This is a genomic window from Sphingobium sp. BS19, assembly GCF_027925545.1.
Taxonomy (GTDB): Bacteria; Pseudomonadota; Alphaproteobacteria; order Sphingomonadales; family Sphingomonadaceae; genus Sphingobium.
In genome coordinates this window covers 1-18,134 of record NZ_BSEF01000037.1, presented here as the reverse complement: position 1 = coordinate 18,134, position 18,134 = coordinate 1, and the positions used below count along the sequence as shown (strand labels likewise).

19 protein-coding genes and 1 pseudogene are annotated in these 18,134 nt (G+C 62.3%); 10 read left to right on the top strand and 10 right to left on the bottom strand.

The annotated features are described in order from the left end of the window. Positions 1-210: 210 nt before the first annotated feature. Positions 211-1,215, top strand: a complete 1,005-nt coding sequence (locus QMG56_RS21870; protein ID WP_043153125.1) for an IS30 family transposase — start codon at positions 211-213, stop codon at positions 1,213-1,215. Between the two features lie 208 nt (positions 1,216-1,423). On the opposite strand, the gene QMG56_RS21865 is transcribed toward QMG56_RS21870, so the two are convergent. After that, entirely contained in the window at positions 1,424-2,497 is a 1,074-nt protein-coding gene (locus QMG56_RS21865) for a PAS domain S-box protein (RefSeq protein ID WP_281824890.1), read from the bottom strand. A gap of 332 nt (positions 2,498-2,829) precedes the next feature. On the opposite strand from QMG56_RS21865, the pseudogene QMG56_RS21860 reads away from it, so the two are divergent. Further along, positions 2,830-3,327 (top strand): annotated as a pseudogene (locus QMG56_RS21860) (SLC13 family permease); the annotation flags it as partial. A 334-nt stretch (positions 3,328-3,661) separates the two neighbouring features. Here the strand turns inward: QMG56_RS21860 and QMG56_RS21855 are convergent. The 3 genes from QMG56_RS21855 to QMG56_RS21845 form a co-directional block, all read right to left on the bottom strand. Then, complete coding sequence (locus tag QMG56_RS21855; protein ID WP_230189227.1) at positions 3,662-4,411, bottom strand: Bax inhibitor-1/YccA family protein; 750 nt, start codon at positions 4,409-4,411, stop codon at positions 3,662-3,664. An 87-nt stretch (positions 4,412-4,498) separates the two neighbouring features. After that, positions 4,499-5,173, bottom strand: a complete 675-nt coding sequence (locus QMG56_RS21850; protein WP_043153233.1) for an isoprenylcysteine carboxylmethyltransferase family protein — start codon at positions 5,171-5,173, stop codon at positions 4,499-4,501. After that, a complete protein-coding gene (locus tag QMG56_RS21845; protein WP_043153230.1) occupies positions 5,170-5,430 on the bottom strand; it encodes a DUF2933 domain-containing protein in 261 nt (86 codons plus the stop codon). Before QMG56_RS21845 ends, QMG56_RS21850 begins: the two co-directional genes overlap by 4 nt. Before the next feature lie 251 nt (positions 5,431-5,681). On the opposite strand from QMG56_RS21845, the gene QMG56_RS21840 reads away from it, so the two are divergent. The 4 genes from QMG56_RS21840 (at position 5,682) to QMG56_RS21825 (ending at position 10,393) form a co-directional block, all read left to right on the top strand. Then, on the top strand, positions 5,682-7,142 hold the full coding sequence (locus tag QMG56_RS21840) for an MBL fold metallo-hydrolase RNA specificity domain-containing protein (RefSeq protein ID WP_230189226.1): 1,461 nt from the start codon (positions 5,682-5,684) through the stop codon (positions 7,140-7,142). Beyond that, a complete protein-coding gene (locus tag QMG56_RS21835) occupies positions 7,139-8,677 on the top strand; it encodes a thymidine phosphorylase family protein (protein WP_043153228.1) in 1,539 nt (512 codons plus the stop codon). The genes QMG56_RS21840 and QMG56_RS21835 overlap by 4 nt, the downstream gene beginning before the upstream one ends. Further along, on the top strand, positions 8,674-9,558 hold the full coding sequence (locus QMG56_RS21830; RefSeq protein WP_043153225.1) for a ribose-phosphate pyrophosphokinase: 885 nt from the start codon (positions 8,674-8,676) through the stop codon (positions 9,556-9,558). Before QMG56_RS21835 ends, QMG56_RS21830 begins: the two co-directional genes overlap by 4 nt. A gap of 214 nt (positions 9,559-9,772) precedes the next feature. Next, on the top strand, positions 9,773-10,393 hold the full coding sequence (locus QMG56_RS21825) for a response regulator transcription factor (RefSeq protein ID WP_043153223.1): 621 nt from the start codon (positions 9,773-9,775) through the stop codon (positions 10,391-10,393). Between the two features lie 187 nt (positions 10,394-10,580). On the opposite strand, the gene QMG56_RS21820 is transcribed toward QMG56_RS21825, so the two are convergent. The 6 genes from QMG56_RS21820 to copC all read right to left on the bottom strand — a co-directional run bounded on the left by QMG56_RS21820 (position 10,581) and on the right by copC (position 15,850). Then, on the bottom strand, positions 10,581-11,012 hold the full coding sequence (locus QMG56_RS21820; RefSeq protein WP_051520103.1) for a hypothetical protein: 432 nt from the start codon (positions 11,010-11,012) through the stop codon (positions 10,581-10,583). Then, positions 11,006-11,404 carry a Cu(I)-responsive transcriptional regulator gene (gene cueR / locus QMG56_RS21815; RefSeq protein ID WP_043153220.1) on the bottom strand — a complete coding sequence of 133 codons (399 nt, stop codon included), beginning with the start codon at positions 11,402-11,404 and terminating at the stop codon, positions 11,006-11,008. The genes QMG56_RS21820 and cueR overlap by 7 nt, the downstream gene beginning before the upstream one ends. Further along, positions 11,401-11,937, bottom strand: coding sequence for an SRPBCC family protein (locus QMG56_RS21810; RefSeq protein WP_221214393.1), 537 nt, complete (start codon positions 11,935-11,937; stop codon positions 11,401-11,403). The genes cueR and QMG56_RS21810 overlap by 4 nt, the downstream gene beginning before the upstream one ends. A 10-nt stretch (positions 11,938-11,947) precedes the next feature. Continuing rightward, positions 11,948-14,305 carry a heavy metal translocating P-type ATPase gene (locus QMG56_RS21805; RefSeq protein ID WP_043153218.1) on the bottom strand — a complete coding sequence of 786 codons (2,358 nt, stop codon included), beginning with the start codon at positions 14,303-14,305 and terminating at the stop codon, positions 11,948-11,950. A 227-nt stretch (positions 14,306-14,532) separates the two neighbouring features. Next, positions 14,533-15,453, bottom strand: a complete 921-nt coding sequence (gene copD / locus QMG56_RS21800) for a copper homeostasis membrane protein CopD (RefSeq protein ID WP_230189224.1) — start codon at positions 15,451-15,453, stop codon at positions 14,533-14,535. 13 nt (positions 15,454-15,466) lie between these two features. After that, complete coding sequence (gene copC / locus QMG56_RS21795) at positions 15,467-15,850, bottom strand: copper homeostasis periplasmic binding protein CopC (RefSeq protein ID WP_021244014.1); 384 nt, start codon at positions 15,848-15,850, stop codon at positions 15,467-15,469. A 132-nt stretch (positions 15,851-15,982) separates the two neighbouring features. Here copC and QMG56_RS21790 point away from each other — a divergent pair, with 132 nt between their 5' ends. From QMG56_RS21790 to QMG56_RS21775, 4 genes are all read left to right on the top strand, one after another. After that, positions 15,983-16,255 carry a hypothetical protein gene (locus QMG56_RS21790; protein ID WP_031290677.1) on the top strand — a complete coding sequence of 91 codons (273 nt, stop codon included), beginning with the start codon at positions 15,983-15,985 and terminating at the stop codon, positions 16,253-16,255. Continuing rightward, the gene (locus tag QMG56_RS21785; RefSeq protein WP_230189223.1) at positions 16,255-16,695 is read left to right on the top strand and encodes a periplasmic heavy metal sensor; all 441 of its coding nucleotides are present in this window, start codon (positions 16,255-16,257) and stop codon (positions 16,693-16,695) included. The genes QMG56_RS21790 and QMG56_RS21785 overlap by 1 nt, the downstream gene beginning before the upstream one ends. Then, positions 16,692-17,543, top strand: coding sequence for a sigma-70 family RNA polymerase sigma factor (locus QMG56_RS21780; protein ID WP_230189222.1), 852 nt, complete (start codon positions 16,692-16,694; stop codon positions 17,541-17,543). Before QMG56_RS21785 ends, QMG56_RS21780 begins: the two co-directional genes overlap by 4 nt. 83 nt (positions 17,544-17,626) lie before the next feature. Further along, positions 17,627-18,037, top strand: a complete 411-nt coding sequence (locus tag QMG56_RS21775) for a response regulator (RefSeq protein ID WP_230189221.1) — start codon at positions 17,627-17,629, stop codon at positions 18,035-18,037. Positions 18,038-18,134 lie beyond the last annotated feature (97 nt).

Here is an 18,134-nt window from a genome sequence, read left to right as displayed (position 1 = left end):
TACCCCAAGATCAGCGCATCAGCAGGGTCTGCGCTGCGCTATCCCGAGGGCTCCACGCAGCCCCTGCTTTCCTCAACGTGTGACATTTCTATATGGCAGAAATTGTGACTTCTCTAAATGGCAGGAACAAGATTTGTAGCGGGGCGGATTCTAGATTGAAGTGCGAATTCCTTGGATTTCTATGGGGTTTCCCCTTTTCAAGGAATGCGAATGCTGGGCAGATATTATCACCTGGGATTGGACGAGCGGGGAATATTATATCGTCTGGTGCAGACTGGGCGAAGCGTAAAGCAGGCGGCGATGGAATTGGGGCGGCACCCCTCGACACTTTATCGCGAGATCAAACGCAACCGGCATCTGGATGAGGAGCCGCTGTTCCGCGGCTATTTCCCTACGATCGCGCAGACCAAGGCTACGGGTCGCCGTGTGCGCGGCGCCAAAGTTGCGCGCCATCCTGAACTGGCCATCTATATCATGGATCGTCTGGCAGCGGCCTGGTCCCCCGAACAGATCGCTGGCTATGTTCGCCGCCATCGCCTGGCCGGTCTCTCCATATGCCACGAGACGATCTATCAATATGTCTATGGCGGCGAAGGTAGTGACCAGGGATTGTGGCGTTTCCTGCCTCGCGCTCGCCGCTCACGACGTCGGCGCTATGCCCGCAAGCCGCGAGGTGTTCATATCCCGCTGGCTAACACGATCAAGGCGCGGCCTGCGGAGATCGGCCATCGGACCAGCTTTGGGCATTGGGAAGGCGACTTGGTGGCTTTCCGACAGGAATTTGGCAAAGCGAACCTGACGTCGCTGGTTGAACGGCGTAGCCGATTTACGATCCTGACGCGCAATCCGAGCCGTCACTCGGCCGGTGTCATGGCGGGTATCGACAGGCAGTTGAAGGCCCTGCCCTCTTCCCTTCGCCAAAGCATAACTTTCGACAGGGGAACGGAATTTGCCGCCTTTCTAACCCTGCGAGAGAAACTCGGCATGACCAGCTATTTTTGTATGCCATCAGCGCCATGGCAAAAGGGCAGCGTCGAAAACAGCAACGGCCGAATACGGCGCTTTCTACCGCTCGATACTGACATCGCGCTGGTGTCGGACAAAGAGCTCCAGGCGCTGGTTGACCGGCTCAACAACACGCCCCGCAAATGCCTCGACTACCGAACGCCGCAGGAGGTGCTGGGAGAGCAAATTGCCATCCTTCGGGCAGGGTAAATTTGGTCAGCCATGGTTGGGGCTCGCCCAACCATGGCTGAAGTGCTATGCAAGCCACGGAAGTCGCACTTCAAATGGAAAGCGCAGCGCCCAATAGAAATGTCACCCCTCCGCTAGTTAGAGATGTCACTCTCGACGTCGCAGTGCGGGTCATCGGTGGAATCGCGTTCTTCTCGTTACTGTTGCGACACGGACGTCACGCTCTTGCTTAACCGCATCCAAGTGCTGTGACCGGAAAACGTAACCGGATTTCCAGGCCATCGGTCCGCCAGTTACGCTGGATCGCCCCATTCAGTCCTTGGACCGAGACTTGCTCAAGTTTCGTTCCAAAACCCTCCGTCGAGGGAGAGGGCGCGGGTCCTCCGGATTCCGTCCACAAAATCTCCACTGTCGAGCCTTCCGACGAAACCCCAACGCTCAACCTACCTTCGATCACGGACAGCGCGCCATACTTCGCCGCATTGGTGGCAAATTCATGCAGCAGAAGTGCGAGAGATGTGAGCGGCCGATCGCTCACTGTTATCTCAGCTCCATGAACCTCGACATCAGCAAGGTCTAGGTACGGCTCTAGCACGCCCGAAATCAAGGAGAGTAACGTGGTACTTCCGAGATGATCGCCGTTTTGAGAGAAGTCGGGCAGTGTGAGGGCATGGGCCCTGGCGAGCGACGAGATTCGACCCTCAAGTGTCGCCGCGAGCTCTTCCACACTCTCCGCGCTGCGCGCGCTCAAAGCTACCAGACCAGAGGTCAACGCGAACAGATTCTTAACACGATGGTTCATCTCTCGCAGCAACAACAGCTGGCGTTGGGCTGCGCGCTTTCCATCGGTGACGTCGCGCAAAATCTTGGATGCGCCAATGATGTTTCCATCCTCGTCACGAACTGGCGACACCGTCACCGAAACCTCCACAATTTCCCCGTTTTTTGCGCGACGAATCGTTTCGAAATCGTCGATTCGCTCGCCCCGTCGGAGCTTGCTGATGATGTCCACCTCCTCGGCGAGGCAGTCATCCGGTATGATCTTGGTGATCGGTTGTCCGATAATTTCTGTAGCCTCGAACCCTAAAAGCCGCTGTGCGCCGCGGTTCCAACTCGTGACAATCCCGTCGAGCGTTTTGCTCAGTATGGCGTCATGAGAATTCTCTACGATCGCCACGAGCCAGGCATTCGACTCCTGCGCTTCCCGGTGTCGTAACAGGTCACTCTGACGGCAGGCCTCATCGCACAGCGTTGCGTCGGCGGTTTTCGATCGTGGTAGCGTGGATGGGTCGCGTTCCTTCATTGCGCCTGCGGTCCTACCTTATTCGATCGCATAAGTCTCTCTCAGATGCCCGCCGTTGCGCGGCATAAAGTCGGAAGCTGTCAGCTGATCACGCTTCTGCAGCTGCGGGGCAATGCATGGCTCCCGCGCCCCGCTCCGCCGTTTAGCCATGGGCAAAGAGAGCGACCGAGGGAGGCGAAGCTGGTGAGCGGTGAGGATTGAGGAGGAGCTTAGAAAATGACAGATTTAGAGCCAAATGAAACGGACGATGGGCGTCGGCAACGCCAAAAGGCGCTTGCAAGGTGGGAAAACGAGGGCGGCTTCTCCCCTCCTACTGAACCGGATAAAATCCCGGCGCTGTCCTGCTTATATTGCTGCGCGTGCTTACCGCCGACCAAGCCTATGGAGGCCTAAAGCCGGAGATTTTGATCCTCATTGCCGGCATGGTGGTGATCGGCATCGCGTTAGAGGAGAGTGGCCTCGCCGCGGCCGTTACCGGAGCGCTGGTGGGTTCCATGCGCGAGGTCGGGCCGCTGACCGCATTGATCGTTCTTTACGGACTTACGATGGTCCTGACGGAATTGCTGTCCAACGCCACTGTCGCCGTCTTGGTCCTGCCCGTCGCCGTCGCTCTCGCTGACAGCCTTGGGGTAAGTCCACGCTCTTTTATCGTGGCCGTCATGATGGCCGGGAGCGCGGCTTTCGCCACTCCCTTTGGGTACCAGACAAACGTAATTGTCTATCAAATGGGCGGTTATCGCTACATGGATTTCGTGCGTGTCGGATTGCCGCTCAATCTACTGACCTTTGCCGTTGCCGTTTTGGCGATACGAGCTTTCTTCCCCTTTTGAATAGCTGACGCGCCGAACTCTTCAAGAAGATCGCGTGCAAAATCAGCTTCCCTTGATGCGATCGACCAGCAAGTCAAAGTTTCGTGTGGCGGCGAAGGGTGTCTTGAAACAAAATATTGAAGCGCCATATCAAACCTATGGTCGTCGTTGAAACAAAATCCAGCTTAGAGCGCTGCCGCAAAATCTGCGGATAACCGGACGCGCGCATCGCCAGCGCTAGCGTCCGGGCATTTACGGTCAGCGTTACGTCGGCTTTAAGTTTTCTTACAGGACAGATGTATTTAAGGCCCTACCGTGAATCTGTGTCCCAATAATGCACTGGAGCCGACACGACCTATTGCCGCCGGTCGCCCATGAAGCGCAGCAGGAACAGGAACAGGTTGATGAAGTCGAGATAAAGGGTAAGCGCCCCCATCACGACCGCCTTGCCGTGGAATTCCGAACCGGCCACCTCGAAGTAGACGCTCTTGATCTTTTGCGTGTCGAAAGCCGTCAAGCCCGCAAACAGGAGCACGCCAACCGCGCTGACGATGAGATCCAAAGCGGACGACCGCAGGAACATGTTGACGATCATGGCGATGAGCAGGCCGACGACGCCCATGATCAGGAAGGTTCCAAACGCCGACAGATTCCTCTTGGTAGTGTAACCCCATAGGCTCAGGCCCCCGAAGGCTGCGGCAGCGACGAAGAAAGTGCGCGCGACACTCACGCCGGTATAGGCGAGAAAGATTGTCGAGAGCGACACGCCCATCAGGATCGCATAAGTCCAGAACAATGTCTTGACGGTGCGCTCGGATAGCCGGTTGATGCCGAAGCTGAGCGCAAAGACGAGGGCGAGTGGTGCGAAGACCGCGATCCATCCGAGCAACGTCGGAGCGCCGCTCGCCGTGAAAAATACGGCACGCACGCCAGTGCTGTTGACAACGAACAAGGCGACGATCCCGGTCAACAATAGACCGCTGGCCATGTAGTTGTAGACCGCGAGCATATATGCTCGCAGTCCCGCATGAAAGGCGGCCGCAGGCCCCTTCGGGATTGCGCGAGCAGCAAGCGGCGATGTGGTCGGTTTCAACGGATCTGCCATGGCCAGTGCTCTTTCTCGGTGTGGCGATTGCGTGTTCCAGTCAGCTCGGCGATGCGACCGATCAAAAGGTCGCGGCCGGCAGGAATTTCATTGTTGATCCGCGCTTGCGTCACGCGTCGCACCGAACAGGCGCGCAAGGTGGGGCACAAACGGTGGAACGGTCTTTGTGTAGCGACGATAAGCATCGCCAAATTCGGCGAGCGCCTCACGCTCTTCGGCCCGTGCCAGACGCAAATACATGACGACAAGTACTGGAAACATCGCCAGCGTGAGGATGGTCGGCCACTGCAGCAAGAAGCCGACCATCACCAATACGAACCCATCATACTGTGGGTGGCGAACCAAGCCATAGATTCCGGTGGTAGCGAGCTTATGCCGGCGCTGGCTTTCATGAAGCGCCGTCCATCCAACGGCGATCAGCCAGAAGCCGGCGCCGATCAGCACGAAGCTGGCAATGTGGAACAGCCCGAAATGAGGGTTGATGCGCCAGCCAAACATCATCTCGAGGAGGTGGCCGGCGTCGTGGCTCCACCAGTTGACGCCGGGGAAGTGGGACTGGAGCCATCCTGAAAGCACGAAAATCGTTAGCGGGAACCCATACATCTCGGCGAAGAGGGCGACGATGAACGCGCTGAACGCTCCGAAACTGCGCCAGTCGCGCTTGGTTGCCGGCTTGAAGAAGCTGAATGCGAACAGGATGAACACGGCTGCGTTGACCAGCGCGAGCCCCCACAGGCCGTAGCCGTAATCGATATGCGTCATCGCGGCTCTCCCTCGGCGCGCTCATTGAGATTGGCCAGCGGGGCGCGGCCGGTCTCCTGGTCATGAGCATGCTGATGACCGCCATGACCATTATGCATGAACAGGTGCATGAGCGGACAAGCGAGAAGAATCAGGTAGGGGAGCAGGCCAAAAAAGTGCGCGGTGTGCTCAGTGATCAGGAAGAAGCCGGCAACGAGCAGAAATCCGATCAGGACGAACGTCCCGCGCCGGCGTATCTGATGGTCATGATCGTTCATACCGCTCTCTTCTGGTCAATGCCCGACGAGCATAGATCCCGGTCCAGAAGGCGCGGTATAAGTAGACACCGCAGCGGACCGCGCGGGCGGCGGTGCTCCCTGCGGTTCAGCCCTGCCCGCCCAGCGTAGTCCGCCTTTTCATCGAAGCCAGGGCGGCTCCGCGTTACCTGCGGTCTTTGCGTATAGTTTCTAGCGTCTCGGACCAGGAAATCTGCACGGCACTAGATAATCGCGAGAGGCAGCCAGAATTCATGCACAAGCGAAAGAAGAAACACAGGTCCCGCGCCCATTTGGGGGCGACCGTGCTCGAGCGCGAGGCAAAGATCGACCTTGCGGAGCGTCCTGCCGACGGTCTCGGCATCGCCTTCCTCGGCGCATCGGAGACCGTCACGGGCTCGCGTTACCTGGTGGATGACGGCGAGACGCAGGTCGTCATCGATTCCGGCCTGTTCCAGGGGCCTAGGGACCTGCGCCGCCTCAACTGGGCGCCCATTCCGCCCGAGGTCGCCGACGTCGACCTGGTGCTGCTGACCCATGCGCATCTCGATCATTCCGGCGCTCTGCCGCGCATGGCGCGTCTCGGCTGGGATGGAACCGTTCTCAGCACACGGGCCACCGAAGCCTTGTGCGAACTTCTTCTGCCGGACAGCGGACACCTCCAGGAGAAGGACGCCGAGTTTGCCAATCGCCACGGCTTTTCACGGCACCAACCCGCGCTGCCTCTCTACACCCAGGCCGACGCGCGCATGGCGCTGCAGCTGTTCCGAACGGTCGAGTTCGGAGCGTGGCACGCAATCGCCGACGGTATCAAGGCGCGCTATCACCGCGCCGGCCATATTCTCGGCGCCGCATCGATCGAGATCGACTGGAACGGTCGCACGATCCTCTTCTCCGGCGATGTCGGACGTTATGGCGACGCAGTCATGAAGGATCCCGAGCCGCCTGAGCGGGCAGATTACGTCGTCGTGGAATCAACCTATGGAGATCGCCGGCACGAGCAGGTCGATCCGGCAAGGGTGCTGGGTGATCATATCGAACGATGCGTCAGGCGCGGCGGAACTGTCGTCATCCCAGCCTTCGCGGTCGGGCGCGCCCAGTCGCTGCTGTATCACCTGTCCCGCCTGCGCGCTGACGGACGCCTGCGGGACATTCCCATCTATCTCGACAGCCCGATGGCGATCAATGCGAGCGGGCTGATGTGCGACTTCATGGGGGAGCACCGGCTGAGTCGCGCGGAGTGCGAAACTGCCTGTGGGGTGGCGCATTATGTACGGGAGGTCGAGGAGTCCAAGGAGCTGACCGCCAATGCCGCCCCCAAGGTCATCATTTCGGCAAGCGGCATGGCGACCGGCGGCCGCGTTCTCCATCATCTCAAGCGCTTCGCACCCGATGGGAAGAACCTCATCCTCTTTTCGGGGTTCCAGGCGGCGGGGACACGCGGCGCGGCGATAATCGGCGGGGCCCGGACGATCAAGATCCACGGCGAATATATCCCGGTCGCGGCCGAGGTCGCGAACCTCACCATGCTCTCGGCCCACGCCGACAGCGACGAGCTCATGCGGTGGCTCGGCGCGCTGCACGAGGGGCCACGACACGTCTATGTCACTCACGGCGAGCCGACCGGCGCGCATGTGCTGGCGAAGCGCATCTCGGAAGAACTGAACTGGTCGTGCAGCGTGCCGGCATTAGGAAGCTGGGGCCTGCTCGCGTGAGAGCTTCTGCAATCGAGGAGGCCGATTCGGAGCCCGTCGCGACGACGCTGCGGGCGCGCCGCCTCGGCCTGACCGCAGCCGGCAACGACCTCATTGCAGTCATGCGCCACGACTGCCCGGTCTGCCGATCCGAAGGCCTCGCCTCGCGGGCGCAAGTCAGCCTCCGTGCCGGCGACAACGAAGTGGTGGTTTCCTTGCTGCACAGCTCGGGCGATGCTCCTGCGCCCGGGGAAATAGGCCTGTCCGAGACAGCGTGGCATCGGCTCGGTGTCCGTGACGACGATCTGGTCGAGATCACGCACGCCCAGCCGCTCGCCTCGCTCAGCGACGTACGCCGTCGCATCTACGGGAACCGGCTTGGCAAAGAGGCCTTCTCCGCGATCATCAGCGACATCACCGAGCGTCGGTACAGCGATGTCCATCTCGCAGCCTTCGTGACGGCCTGTTCGGCAGTGCCGCTCGATCAGGATGAAACCATCGGGCTCACCAGGGCCATGGTTGATGTCGGTGAGCGGCTGAGCTGGCCCGGCGCGGTCATCGTCGACAAGCATAGTGTCGGCGGATTGCCGGGAAATCGCACGACGCCGATCGTCGTCTCGATCATGGCCGCTGAAGGCTTGATCATGCCCAAGACATCCTCGCGGGCGATCACCTCGCCGGCCGGCACCGCCGACACGATGGAAGTACTGGCACCCGTCGACCTCGACGTCCCCGCGATCCGCCGGGTGGTCGAACGCGAAGGCGGGTGTATCGTGTGGGGCGGCGCCGTCCGGCTGAGTCCGGCCGACGATGTAATCATCGGAGTCGAACGGGTGCTCGACATCGATGCGGTCGGCCAGATGGTGGCCTCGGTTCTCTCCAAGAAGATCGCCGCCGGCGCGACCCATCTCGTGATCGACATCCCGGTCGGTCCGACTGCCAAGGTGCGCAGCGCCGATGCGGCCGACACACTCTCAACGGCGCTGACGTCGGTCGCCGAAGCCTTTGGCTTGCGTACCCGCGTAATGTGCGGCTCAGGCGCCGAGCCGATCGGACGTGGCATCGGCCCGGCGCTCGAAGCTCAGGATATACTGGCCGTGCTTCAAGGCGAACCCGGCGCGGAGGATCTCGCGCAGCGCGCATGCGAACTCGCCGGAGGCCTCTTCGAGTTGGCGGGGGCAACACCAGCCGGCGGAGGGTTCGCGCGGGCGCTGGAAAGTCTCGAAAGCGGCCGTGCCTGGGCGAAATTCCAACGCATCTGCGAAGCTCAGGGCGGCATGCGCGCACCCCCGGTTGCCCCATTTCAGCAGGATATGATCGCGCCTTATACCGGCCGGCTCGTCAGCATCGACAACCGCAAGCTCGCGACCGTCGCAAAGCTCGCCGGCGCCCCGATGGCCAAAGCCGCGGGAGTCGCGCTCCATAGCCGCCTGAACCAGAGAGTTGAGGCAGGCACACCCCTGTGCACCATACATGCCGAGAGCCCAGGCGAACTCGACTATGCGGCAGCCTTCGCGGTGAGCAATGGTGCGATCTTCGGGATCGCCGCGGAATGAGCCGGCCGATCGTCTTCGCGCTTCCCGGCAGTGAGGCGCTCCTCCAGGCCTTGTGTGCCGCGCTCGGCGCACAGCCGGGCGTACTGGAGCACCGCGAGTTCCCGGACGGAGAATCGTATCTCAGGACCGTAAGCGATGTCGCCGATCGTGACGTCGTCCTCCTGTGCAGCCTCGATCGTCCGAATGCAAAGCTGTTGCCACTTCTGTTCGCAGCGGACACGGTTCGCGAGCTTGGGGCGCGCAAGGCTGGCCTTGTCGCTCCCTATCTTGCCTACATGCGCCAAGACGTGCGCTTCCATCCCGGCGAGGCCGTGACGTCGCGCACCTTTTCCGCCGTCCTGTCGCGCCATCTCGACTGGATGGTGACGGTCGATCCCCATCTCCACCGCTATCATGATCTGTCGGAAATCTACCGCATTCCTACTCGGGTCGTTCATGCCGCGCCGCTGATGGCGTCCTGGATCAAGCAGAATGTCGCCCGACCGCTGATCATTGGACCCGACGCGGAAAGCCAGCAATGGGTGGCGCAGGTAGCAGCGGACGCTGACGCGCCGTACCTCGTTTGCGAGAAGGCGCGTTCCGGCGATCGCGAGGTGACCATCTCGATCCCCGATGCCTCCACCTTTTCCAACCGCCAGGCGGTGCTGGTAGATGATATCGCCTCATCGGGCCGCACACTCGCGGGCGCTGCGCGCCAGCTCGTTGGCATGGGTTTTGCGCCGCCCGATTGCGCGGTGGTGCATCCCCTCTTCGCGGGAGACGCAGCACAGGTGCTGGGCGCGCTTGTTGGCCGCATCGTCAGCACCAACACAGTTGTCCACGCTTCTAACGGTATCGACACGGTGCCCATGATCGCCGAGGCGGTTCACAGCCTCCTGTAATCGGCATGGGTCCACCTTCGCGATTGGTGAGCCAACGATCGCACGTTCCTGACCGTCCGCACCGACTGGAACGCGTGTGCGATCAGCCCCGCGCGTGCAACAGTGCAAATCCCTCTTGACCTTGGACTATGGTCCAACCCGCACAAGGCCCGCGCGAAGCGGCGCCATGATCGCCGCTGCAGCATGGTGCCGGTTCGGTTTGCCTAGGAGGACCATGGGGGACAAGCGCGTCGTTCATATCGTCGATGACGAAGAGACAATCAGGAAAGCAGTTGGATTCACGCTACGCACGGCGGGGTTTGTCGTTGAGACTTATGCGTCGGGACCGGAATTTCTGCAGAGTGCAGATGAGGCCGAGAACGGGTGCGTCATTTTGGACATGCATATGCCGGACATGGATGGTCTAGAGGTTCAGGCCGCCCTGGCACAGATAAACATCGACATGCCGGTCGTCGTGCTGACCGGAAATGGCGATGTGGCGCTGGCAGTCCAGGCGATGAAGGCAGGCGCCGTGGACTTTCTCGCCAAGCCGATCGAAAGGGCCATACTGCTCGATGCGATCGACCGCGCTTTCGCGCGCATTGATCGGGCAGATAGCCGTACCGTCGAAGAAGCCGGAGCGCGGAGGCTGATTGATCTGCTGACGCAGCGTGAAAGGGATGTTCTTGAAGGTCTCGCCCAGGGCCACCCGAACAAGACTATCGCCTACGACCTCGGCATCTCTTCCCGAACGGTCGAGGTCCATCGCGCCAACCTCATGTCCAAACTCGGCGTCCATACCCTTTCCCAAACCTTGAGGATCGCCTTTTCGGCAGGAATGGGAAAGCTGCCGTGAGCCTCTAAACACAGCCATATAACTGCGCTTCCTTCGGCTTAGCCAGCCCGGAGTGACAGCGAAACGCCGTCATAAGCTGCGCCACCTTCGCCAAGAAGGTGATGATACCACCCCGGCCGGCGGCTTTGGTGCGGGCTCATTCCTGCCAAAGGGCAAGCCGATCTTCGATCGCTATCTCAAAATCGCGTTAGAGTTCAACGATGAGAAGATAAACGGCGGCCAATGACAACGCAAACAGGCCCGCAATAACCCACAGAAAGTCGGAACTCAGGACGATATTGCTGTAAAGAAAGCGGCCGAATACGATCAGGAGACTTAGTGCGGTCGCCCTGATCAGCCAGCTATTCCGCCCAGTCAGCATGAAAACGCCGGCTCCGGTCAACATGGTTCCGTATCCCGCGATAAAGCCTCCCCACGTGTTAAATACGATGCCAAGCCAATCCCGCAATGCTGGCGAAAGAGCCTGCGGATTGCCGCCAATATAGCGAACATCCTCCGGGAGCAGTGGTGGACGGAATCCGAGGAAATATATCGAAAGCCCCATCGTGAGAACGCCAAGTGCGATCAACACTCCGCCCACCAGAGCGGGTCTGATCCGAGAGACGGGCTGCTTTACCATTTTCTACCGACAGTCAGCTCAGCGATGATGGGACAATCCGGCCGTTCGTCGCCGTGACACTGCTCGGCAAGATCGAGGAGTGTCTTCCGCAGGGTAGTCAGGGCTTCGGCCTTGCGCTGAAGTTCCTCCGCACGCGCCAGCGCAACCCGCTTCACATCGGCGCTGTTGCGGCCATTATCCGCCCAAAGGCTGAGCAGGGTCCGAATTTCCGCGATCGGGAAGCCGAGATCGCGCGCATTGGCGATGAACCGCAGGCGATAAAGGTCGCGCTCGCCATAGTCGCGATAGCCCGCGCCCCGGCGCGGCGGCGCCGGGATGAGGCCGATCTTCTCATAGTGGCGGATCATCCGCTCCGAGACGCCGGTCTGTTTCGAAGCCTCCCCGATATTCATGCTGAGCCCTTCTCGCCCGCCTTGAGAGGAAAGGTGCGGGCGGCATCCCCGACCATCCGGTCCACGCACCAGCGGGCGTAGAAGCCCGCGAACAGCGCGCCCAAGAGTCGCCCCGGGAACGAACCGGGCAAGCCATAGTCGATCCACACCCGCAATCGCGATCCCGACGGCAAGGGCTCGATCTCGAAGCCCATCTCGTAGCCGCCGATAATCAGGAGCTGCGGTGCACCGACGGTTCGCCATCGCTTGCGCCGCGGGGGCTCATGCTCAACCACCACCTCGTCCACTCGGAGGTTGAGCCCGAAGGCCGAGCCGATCATGGTGATACGCGAGCCGATCGCCTTGCCGCACTGCTCATCGAGCAGATACTCTATCCCGCCGCCGCCCATCATCCAGAACGACCCGGTCATGTGACTGGCGAGCGATGCCGGATCGTCGAGCCGCACGAACAGCGCATCCGAAGCGGCAGCGGTTTCGCGAACCTCTTCGAGGTGATGCGTGAGTTGCGACATCACGGCGGTGTCGGCAGCCATGATCCTTGCTTCACAGCGCTTGCCGGTTGAGGCGGAGCGCGTTCGTGACAACGCTCACCGAAGACAGCGCCATCGCCAACGCCGCGATGATCGGTGACAGGAGGATGCCGAACAGCGGATAGAGGACGCCCGCCGCGACCGGGACCCCGGCGACATTGTAGATGAAGGCGAAGACCAGGTTCTGGCGGATGTTGGACATGGTCGCCTGGCTCAACCGCCGTGCCCGCACGATGCCCATGAGATCGCCCTTGAGGAGCGTCACGCCCGCGCTCTCGATCGCAACGTCCGTCCCCGAGCCCATGGCGATGCCGACATCGGCGGCAGCCAGCGCCGGCGCGTCGTTGACGCCATCTCCAGCCATCGCGACGACGCGGCCTTCGGCTTTAAGACGAGCGACCACGGCACTCTTCTGGTCTGGCAGAACTTCGGCCTCGACATCGTCGATCCCGAGGCGTCTCGCGACCGCTTCGGCGGTCGTGCGGTTGTCGCCGGTCAGCATGACGACGCGGATACCTTCCGCCTTGAGCGCGGCCAACGCTTCGGGTGTCGTCTGCTTCACAGGATCGGCGATCGCGAACGCTCCTCCCACCTTGCCGTCGACACCGATGAAGATCGCCGTGGCGCCATCGCGGCGAAGCGTGTCGGCCTGCTCAGCCAGCGCTTCCGTCGCGATCCCCTCCTCGCCCAGGAAGCGGGCATTGCCGAGGACGATCCGGCGGCCATCGACGGTGCCGAGCGCGCCGCGCCCTGTCGGAGAGTCGAAGTCGCTCACCTCGCTCATGGCGATGCCACGGTCTTTCGCGGCCTCGACGATCGCAAGTGCCAGCGGATGCTCGGACGCACGCTCCACCGATGCGGCAAGACGCAGCAGCTCCGCTTCGTCGAAGCCGGAAGCCGGCACGACCTGCGTGACAGCCGGACGGCCTTCGGTAAGCGTGCCGGTCTTGTCGACGACGAGCGTGTCGACCTTTTCCATATGCTCAAGGGCCTCGGCATTCTTGATGAGGACGCCGAGCCCCGCGCCCCGGCCGACACCGACCATGATTGACATCGGCGTGGCCAACCCGAGCGCGCAGGGACAGGCGATGATCAGCACGGCAACGGCCGCGACGAGCCCGTAGGCGAAGCGCGGCTCCGGGCCCCAGATGCTCCAGGCGATGAAGGCGATGATAGCGATGCCGATGACGACGGGGACGAACCAGCCCGAGACCTGATCGGCCATGCGCTGGATCGGCGCGCGCGAGCGCTGCGCCTCCGCGACCATCTGGACGATGCGCGCGAGCATCGTGTCGCGCCCGACCTTGTCGGCGACGATGACGAGCGCGCCGGTCTGGTTGAGCGTGCCGCCGATGACCTTGTCTTGCCTGGCCTTGGTAACGGGCATGGATTCGCCGGTGACCATCGATTCGTCGAGCGAGGAGCGTCCATCCTCGACCACGCCGTCGACCGGCACCTTCTCGCCGGGACGTACCCGCAGGCGGTCGCCCACGGCGATCAACTCGAGACCGACCTCTTCCTCCGCGCCGTCAGCGGCGATGCGACGCGCGGTCTTGGGCGCGAGATTGAGCAGAGCCTTGATCGCGCCGGAGGTGCGTTCTCGCGCACGCAGCTCCAGTACCTGCCCCAGCAGCACAAGGACGGTGATCACTGCGGCCGCCTCAAAATAGACCGCGACCATCCCGTCCCCGGCGCGGAATGCGGGCGGAAATATCTGCGGGGCGAGCGTCGCGACGACGCTGTAGACCCAGGCGACGCCGGTCCCCATGGCGATCAGAGTGAACATGTTGAGATTGCGGGTCTTGAGCGAGGCCCAGCCCCGCACGAAGAACGGCCATCCGGCCCAGAGCACGACCGGGGTGGCGAGGACGAGCTGAACCCAGACCGAGACCGACATCGGCACCAAGCGATGGATTACCGGGAAGAGGTGCGCCCCCATTTCGAGGATCAACACGGGAACCGCGAGCACCAGACCAACCCAGAACCGCCGCGTGAAATCGATCAGCTCATGACTGGGGCCGCTGTCGGCGGTCACCGTTGCCGGCTCGAGCGCCATGCCGCAGATCGGGCAGGCACCGGGATGGTCCTGACGGATCTCGGGATGCATCGGGCATGTCCAGATCGTGCCTTCGGGGGCCTCGGCCGGCGACGCGGCCGGCCGGAAGTAGCGCTCCGGATCGGCAATGAACTTGGAGCGGCAGCCCGCGCTGCAGAAATGCCAGCTCTTGCCGCCATGCTCGGCATGATGGGCGGTCTTGGCCGGATCGACGGTCATGCCGCAGACCGGATCCTTCACGCCCGCCACTGGTTTCGCCGCACCGTGGCCGCCGCAGCAACCGCCTCCATGCGCCGCTGAGTGTGTCTCGTTCATCGCCTTGCTCCTTTTCGACGCCTGACGATGTAGGGTCTGACACCGTGTCAGGGTCAATACGTATTCTCCTAAGCGGCGAGGCTGGTGCTCAACGCCCCCACGCTCGACACCCGGCTGCGCGAAACAGGGATATGTCTCAAGTCGATCCCGGGCTGCGTTGATCCGGCTCCCAAGGGCGGCGCGTAGGACTGCATGGCGCTCGCTCTGCTCGGGCGGTTGGCATTGCGCTAGACCGACATTGGCGGAGACAGTGTTCCCAGCCATGCGACGAGCCCTAGAATGACGACCGCCAGGCAGCCCTCGACGAGCAAGCTCTTGCGCAACAGGACCATCGCCGCCGCCGCGTCCTGTTGCGCAATGGCGAAATTCAGCGCGGGCGTGAGGCGGAAGCGGTTGAGTCCGGCAAGGCCGACCATCGCGGCAAAAAGCAGGAGCTTGGCGATCAGCAGCAGCCCATAGGTCGATTGCGCCAGCGTCAGGACATGGTCAGGGCCGACCAAAAAGGCGCCGTTGATGGCGCCGGTGAGAATGAGCAGGCCAACGATCAGCGTGCCGACGCTTGCGAAGCCGCGCAGGGCGCACTCGGCCAGCATTGCCCGCTCCATGTCATCGGTCGCGATCGTCGGCAGGGTCAGGATGAGAAAGGCGGCGATCGCCCCGACCCATGCCCCGGCCGCAAAGAGATGAAGGAGGTCGGCCGCAAGTTGCAGCCACCCCGCATTGCCTTCCCCGGCCGCGCCGTGACCCGACCAGGCAAGCGTCGCCAGCGCGACTGCGCCTGCGACCGTCACACCCAGGGTGGCGCCGCGCGGCAATCGGCTCAGCAGCGCAGCGCCGAACAGCACGAAAAGAAGCGCCAGCATTCGTATCTTGAGCGCGAGGCCCAGCGCCGTTTCGTCGAGGAGGTCGCCGAGGATCGACATGTCCGGCTGGGTGAACGGCACGCCGGCCATGGCCGCTCCCTGGAACAGGAAACCCAGCGAAGAGAGGATGAGGCCGAGCACCGCGAGGCCGATGAGCGGAGCGACCATCGGCAGGTGCCGCCGCCCGGTCCGCCCGCCGCCGAGCGCATAGAGCGCAAACAGCGGCAGACCGAACAGCAGCCCGAGGTCGACGTAGAGCGCCCAGCGGATCGCGACGAGAGCCACGTCGCTCACCGGGTCACGTCACAGTGAAGGCGAGGTTGCCCTGAATCCGGTGCGTATCGGTCGAGACGACATGCCAGGCGACCTGATAGCTTCCGGCCGAGAGCGGTCGCGCGAGCGTCAGGATAAGCGTCTTGCCGTCAGCGCCGGTCGAGGTCTTGAAGCCCGTGACCGCCATGCGATGGTTGGGCATGCCGGGCATGCCGGTCATGACGATCTCGGCGCCCGACAGCCTGGGCATCAAGCCCTCGCTGAAAGTGAGCGTGATCTTCGACGGGGCCGCGACGCTCGCATTGGCGACAGGCGTCGAGGACAGGAGCTTGGGATGGGCGAAGGCCGGGGATGCGACGAGCACGCTGGCGGCGAGCGCGGCCAGGGCAAGGCGATGCGGTGCAGGCATGAAAGCAACTCCTTCGAAGAACGGTATTGCTGAATACGCAGCGCCGAGGCTTACCCCTCAAAATATTCACGCGCGCATCGCATGAGGGGCATGATGGGTTATTGCGTATTCTAAGGTTGAAGGAGAATGCAGATGACGGATCTCGACACACTTCTCGGACGCTTGCGCGATGCGCCGCTCGATCGGCGGCTACACGGTCTCGACGATCGGGTGATGGCGGAGATCGCGCGCATCCAGGCAAGTCCAAGCGTAGGCAACACCATGTTCGGCATTGCTGCGGTCGCGGCGCTTCTCATCGGGATTGCCGGCTCTGGGCTGCCCGCGGCATCCGCCGGTGCGAGCACCATCACGCCGTTCGACGCCCAGCTGGCCTTGGCGCCCTCGTCGCTGCTTGGATCGCGGTGATGCGCGATCCTCGGCGGCTGGTTCTTCTGGCGCTGCTGACATTTGCCGCGGCGATCGCCGGCGTGGTGATCGGGCGCGTCTATGTGGTGCCCGATCGGCCCGTCGAGAATGAACTTCACGAATTGCTACACCGCGATCTCAAGCTCGATGCAGGGCAGCACGCACGCCTCGAGAAGATCGAGAAGAGCTACGCCATTCGCCGCGAGGCGCTCGAAGCCGAGCTGCGCGCCGACAATGCACGCCTTGCCGAGGCGATCGAGGCCGAACATGGCTATGGCCCAAGAGTCTCGGCCGCTGTCGACCGCTCGCATCAGGCAATGGGCGAACTACAGAAGGAGACGCTGGAGCATATATTCGCGATGCGCGCAGTGCTCCGTCCCGACCAGGCGGCGAAGTTCGACGAAGCCGTGGTGAAAGCACTCACGGCCCAGAAAAAATGACGCTCCACCTCCCCGACTGCTCGGACGGGGAGCTTGCGGGTCTGGCCCTGGCAGGCCGACAAGCAGCGTTCGGCGAACTGGTGCGACGCCACCAGGGCTGGGTGTACCGGCTCGTGCGCAGTCACGTCGGCGATAGCGAGGAAGCTATCGATGTAACCCAGACCTGCTTCGTCTCGGCGTTCAGCGCGCTAGGCCGCTATGACGGCAAACGATCGTTCCGCGCCTGGCTCTCCCGTAGGCGGATCATTCACCTCGTCGACGACGAGGAAGCAATTCGGCGCGCGGCCGGCTTTGCGCTGAAGACGGCAGGCTATGTTGTCGAAACCTATGCGTCAGGGGTGGAATTTCTCAAGGTGGCCAGGTCCGCGACAATTGGCTGCGTTATCCTCGACGTGCGCATGCCGGAAATGGATGGCCTGGCGGTTCAGGCCGCCATGGCCGAGCGCGGGATCAACATGCCGGTCGTCGTTCTCACAGGGCATGGTGATGTCTCGGTTGCAGTGCAGGCGATGAAGGCCGGCGCCGTCGACTTTCTGGAAAAGCCGTTCGAGAAGGCTGCCCTCCTTCAAGCAGTTACCCGCGCCTTTGGGCGCATAGACGATGCCGACGTCCGCGCGATAGAGGCAACCGACGCCCAAGTGCGCATCGCCGCCCTGACGCCCCGGGAGCGTGAAGTGCTCGAGGGTTTGGCGAATGGCTACCCCAACAAAACCATTGCCTACGATCTGGGATGCTCATCGCGGACGGTCGAGGTTCACCGCGCCAGCGTCATGACCAAGCTGGATGTCCGCAACCTGTCCGAGGCGCTCAGGATCGCCTTCGCCGCCGGATTGGGCCGCAAACCCTAGTAACTGCGAAGTTTACGTAGCGACCCTGAGCCGTGACCGTGCGACCGATATAGCGGTTTCAACCGGTATATTGATCACGCGCGATGTTATCTGTCAGTGCCCGGTGCGATGGCCGCTACACCATCCTTGTCTCTGACGACGATCCGGGCGTGCGGCGCAGCGTTCAGTTGCTGCTGCGATCGCGCGGCTATAAGGTGTACGGCTACACGACAGGTCGTGCGCTGTTGGCCGATCCTCGAGCAAACGAGGCCGACTGTGTAATCCTCGATTATCGGATGCCCGATATCGACGGTTTCGCCATCCTGCGCCATCTCAGGCAGACTGGCTGGTCGGGACACGCGATCATGATATCGGGCTTTCATGACGTCGTGCTGGCGCAGCGTGCCGCCGAAGCCGGCTTTGATCACATCATTGCCAAGCCGTTGATCGGTCGGGCTCTCCTCGATGCCGTCGGGCAGCACTGGACTTGTAACGGATTTGCGCCGGTCACCTGAGCGATTAGAGCTCGCAACAGGAGACCGACGAGATGATCAAGCATACAGAAGAGTTCAAGCAGGAGGCGGTGCGGATTGCGCTGACCAGCGGATTGCC

Bases quoted from the DNA above. Each gene is read 5' to 3' on its own strand.
- QMG56_RS21870 (WP_043153125.1), top strand. From the start codon at position 211: ATGCTGGGCAGATATTATCACCTGGGATTGGACGAGCGGGGAATATTA.
- QMG56_RS21865 (WP_281824890.1), bottom strand. From the start codon at position 2,497: ATGAAGGAACGCGACCCATCCACGCTACCACGATCGAAAACCGCCGAC.
- QMG56_RS21855 (WP_230189227.1), bottom strand. From the start codon at position 4,411: ATGGCAGATCCGTTGAAACCGACCACATCGCCGCTTGCTGCTCGCGCA.
- QMG56_RS21850 (WP_043153233.1), bottom strand. From the start codon at position 5,173: ATGACGCATATCGATTACGGCTACGGCCTGTGGGGGCTCGCGCTGGTC.
- QMG56_RS21845 (WP_043153230.1), bottom strand. From the start codon at position 5,430: ATGAACGATCATGACCATCAGATACGCCGGCGCGGGACGTTCGTCCTG.
- QMG56_RS21840 (WP_230189226.1), top strand. From the start codon at position 5,682: ATGCACAAGCGAAAGAAGAAACACAGGTCCCGCGCCCATTTGGGGGCG.
- QMG56_RS21830 (WP_043153225.1), top strand. From the start codon at position 8,674: ATGAGCCGGCCGATCGTCTTCGCGCTTCCCGGCAGTGAGGCGCTCCTC.
- QMG56_RS21825 (WP_043153223.1), top strand. From the start codon at position 9,773: ATGGGGGACAAGCGCGTCGTTCATATCGTCGATGACGAAGAGACAATC.
- QMG56_RS21820 (WP_051520103.1), bottom strand. From the start codon at position 11,012: ATGGTAAAGCAGCCCGTCTCTCGGATCAGACCCGCTCTGGTGGGCGGA.
- cueR (WP_043153220.1), bottom strand. From the start codon at position 11,404: ATGAATATCGGGGAGGCTTCGAAACAGACCGGCGTCTCGGAGCGGATG.
- QMG56_RS21810 (WP_221214393.1), bottom strand. From the start codon at position 11,937: ATGGCTGCCGACACCGCCGTGATGTCGCAACTCACGCATCACCTCGAA.
- QMG56_RS21805 (WP_043153218.1), bottom strand. From the start codon at position 14,305: ATGAACGAGACACACTCAGCGGCGCATGGAGGCGGTTGCTGCGGCGGC.
- copC (WP_021244014.1), bottom strand. From the start codon at position 15,850: ATGCCTGCACCGCATCGCCTTGCCCTGGCCGCGCTCGCCGCCAGCGTG.
- QMG56_RS21790 (WP_031290677.1), top strand. From the start codon at position 15,983: ATGACGGATCTCGACACACTTCTCGGACGCTTGCGCGATGCGCCGCTC.
- QMG56_RS21785 (WP_230189223.1), top strand. From the start codon at position 16,255: ATGCGCGATCCTCGGCGGCTGGTTCTTCTGGCGCTGCTGACATTTGCC.
- QMG56_RS21780 (WP_230189222.1), top strand. From the start codon at position 16,692: ATGACGCTCCACCTCCCCGACTGCTCGGACGGGGAGCTTGCGGGTCTG.
- QMG56_RS21775 (WP_230189221.1), top strand. From the start codon at position 17,627: ATGTTATCTGTCAGTGCCCGGTGCGATGGCCGCTACACCATCCTTGTC.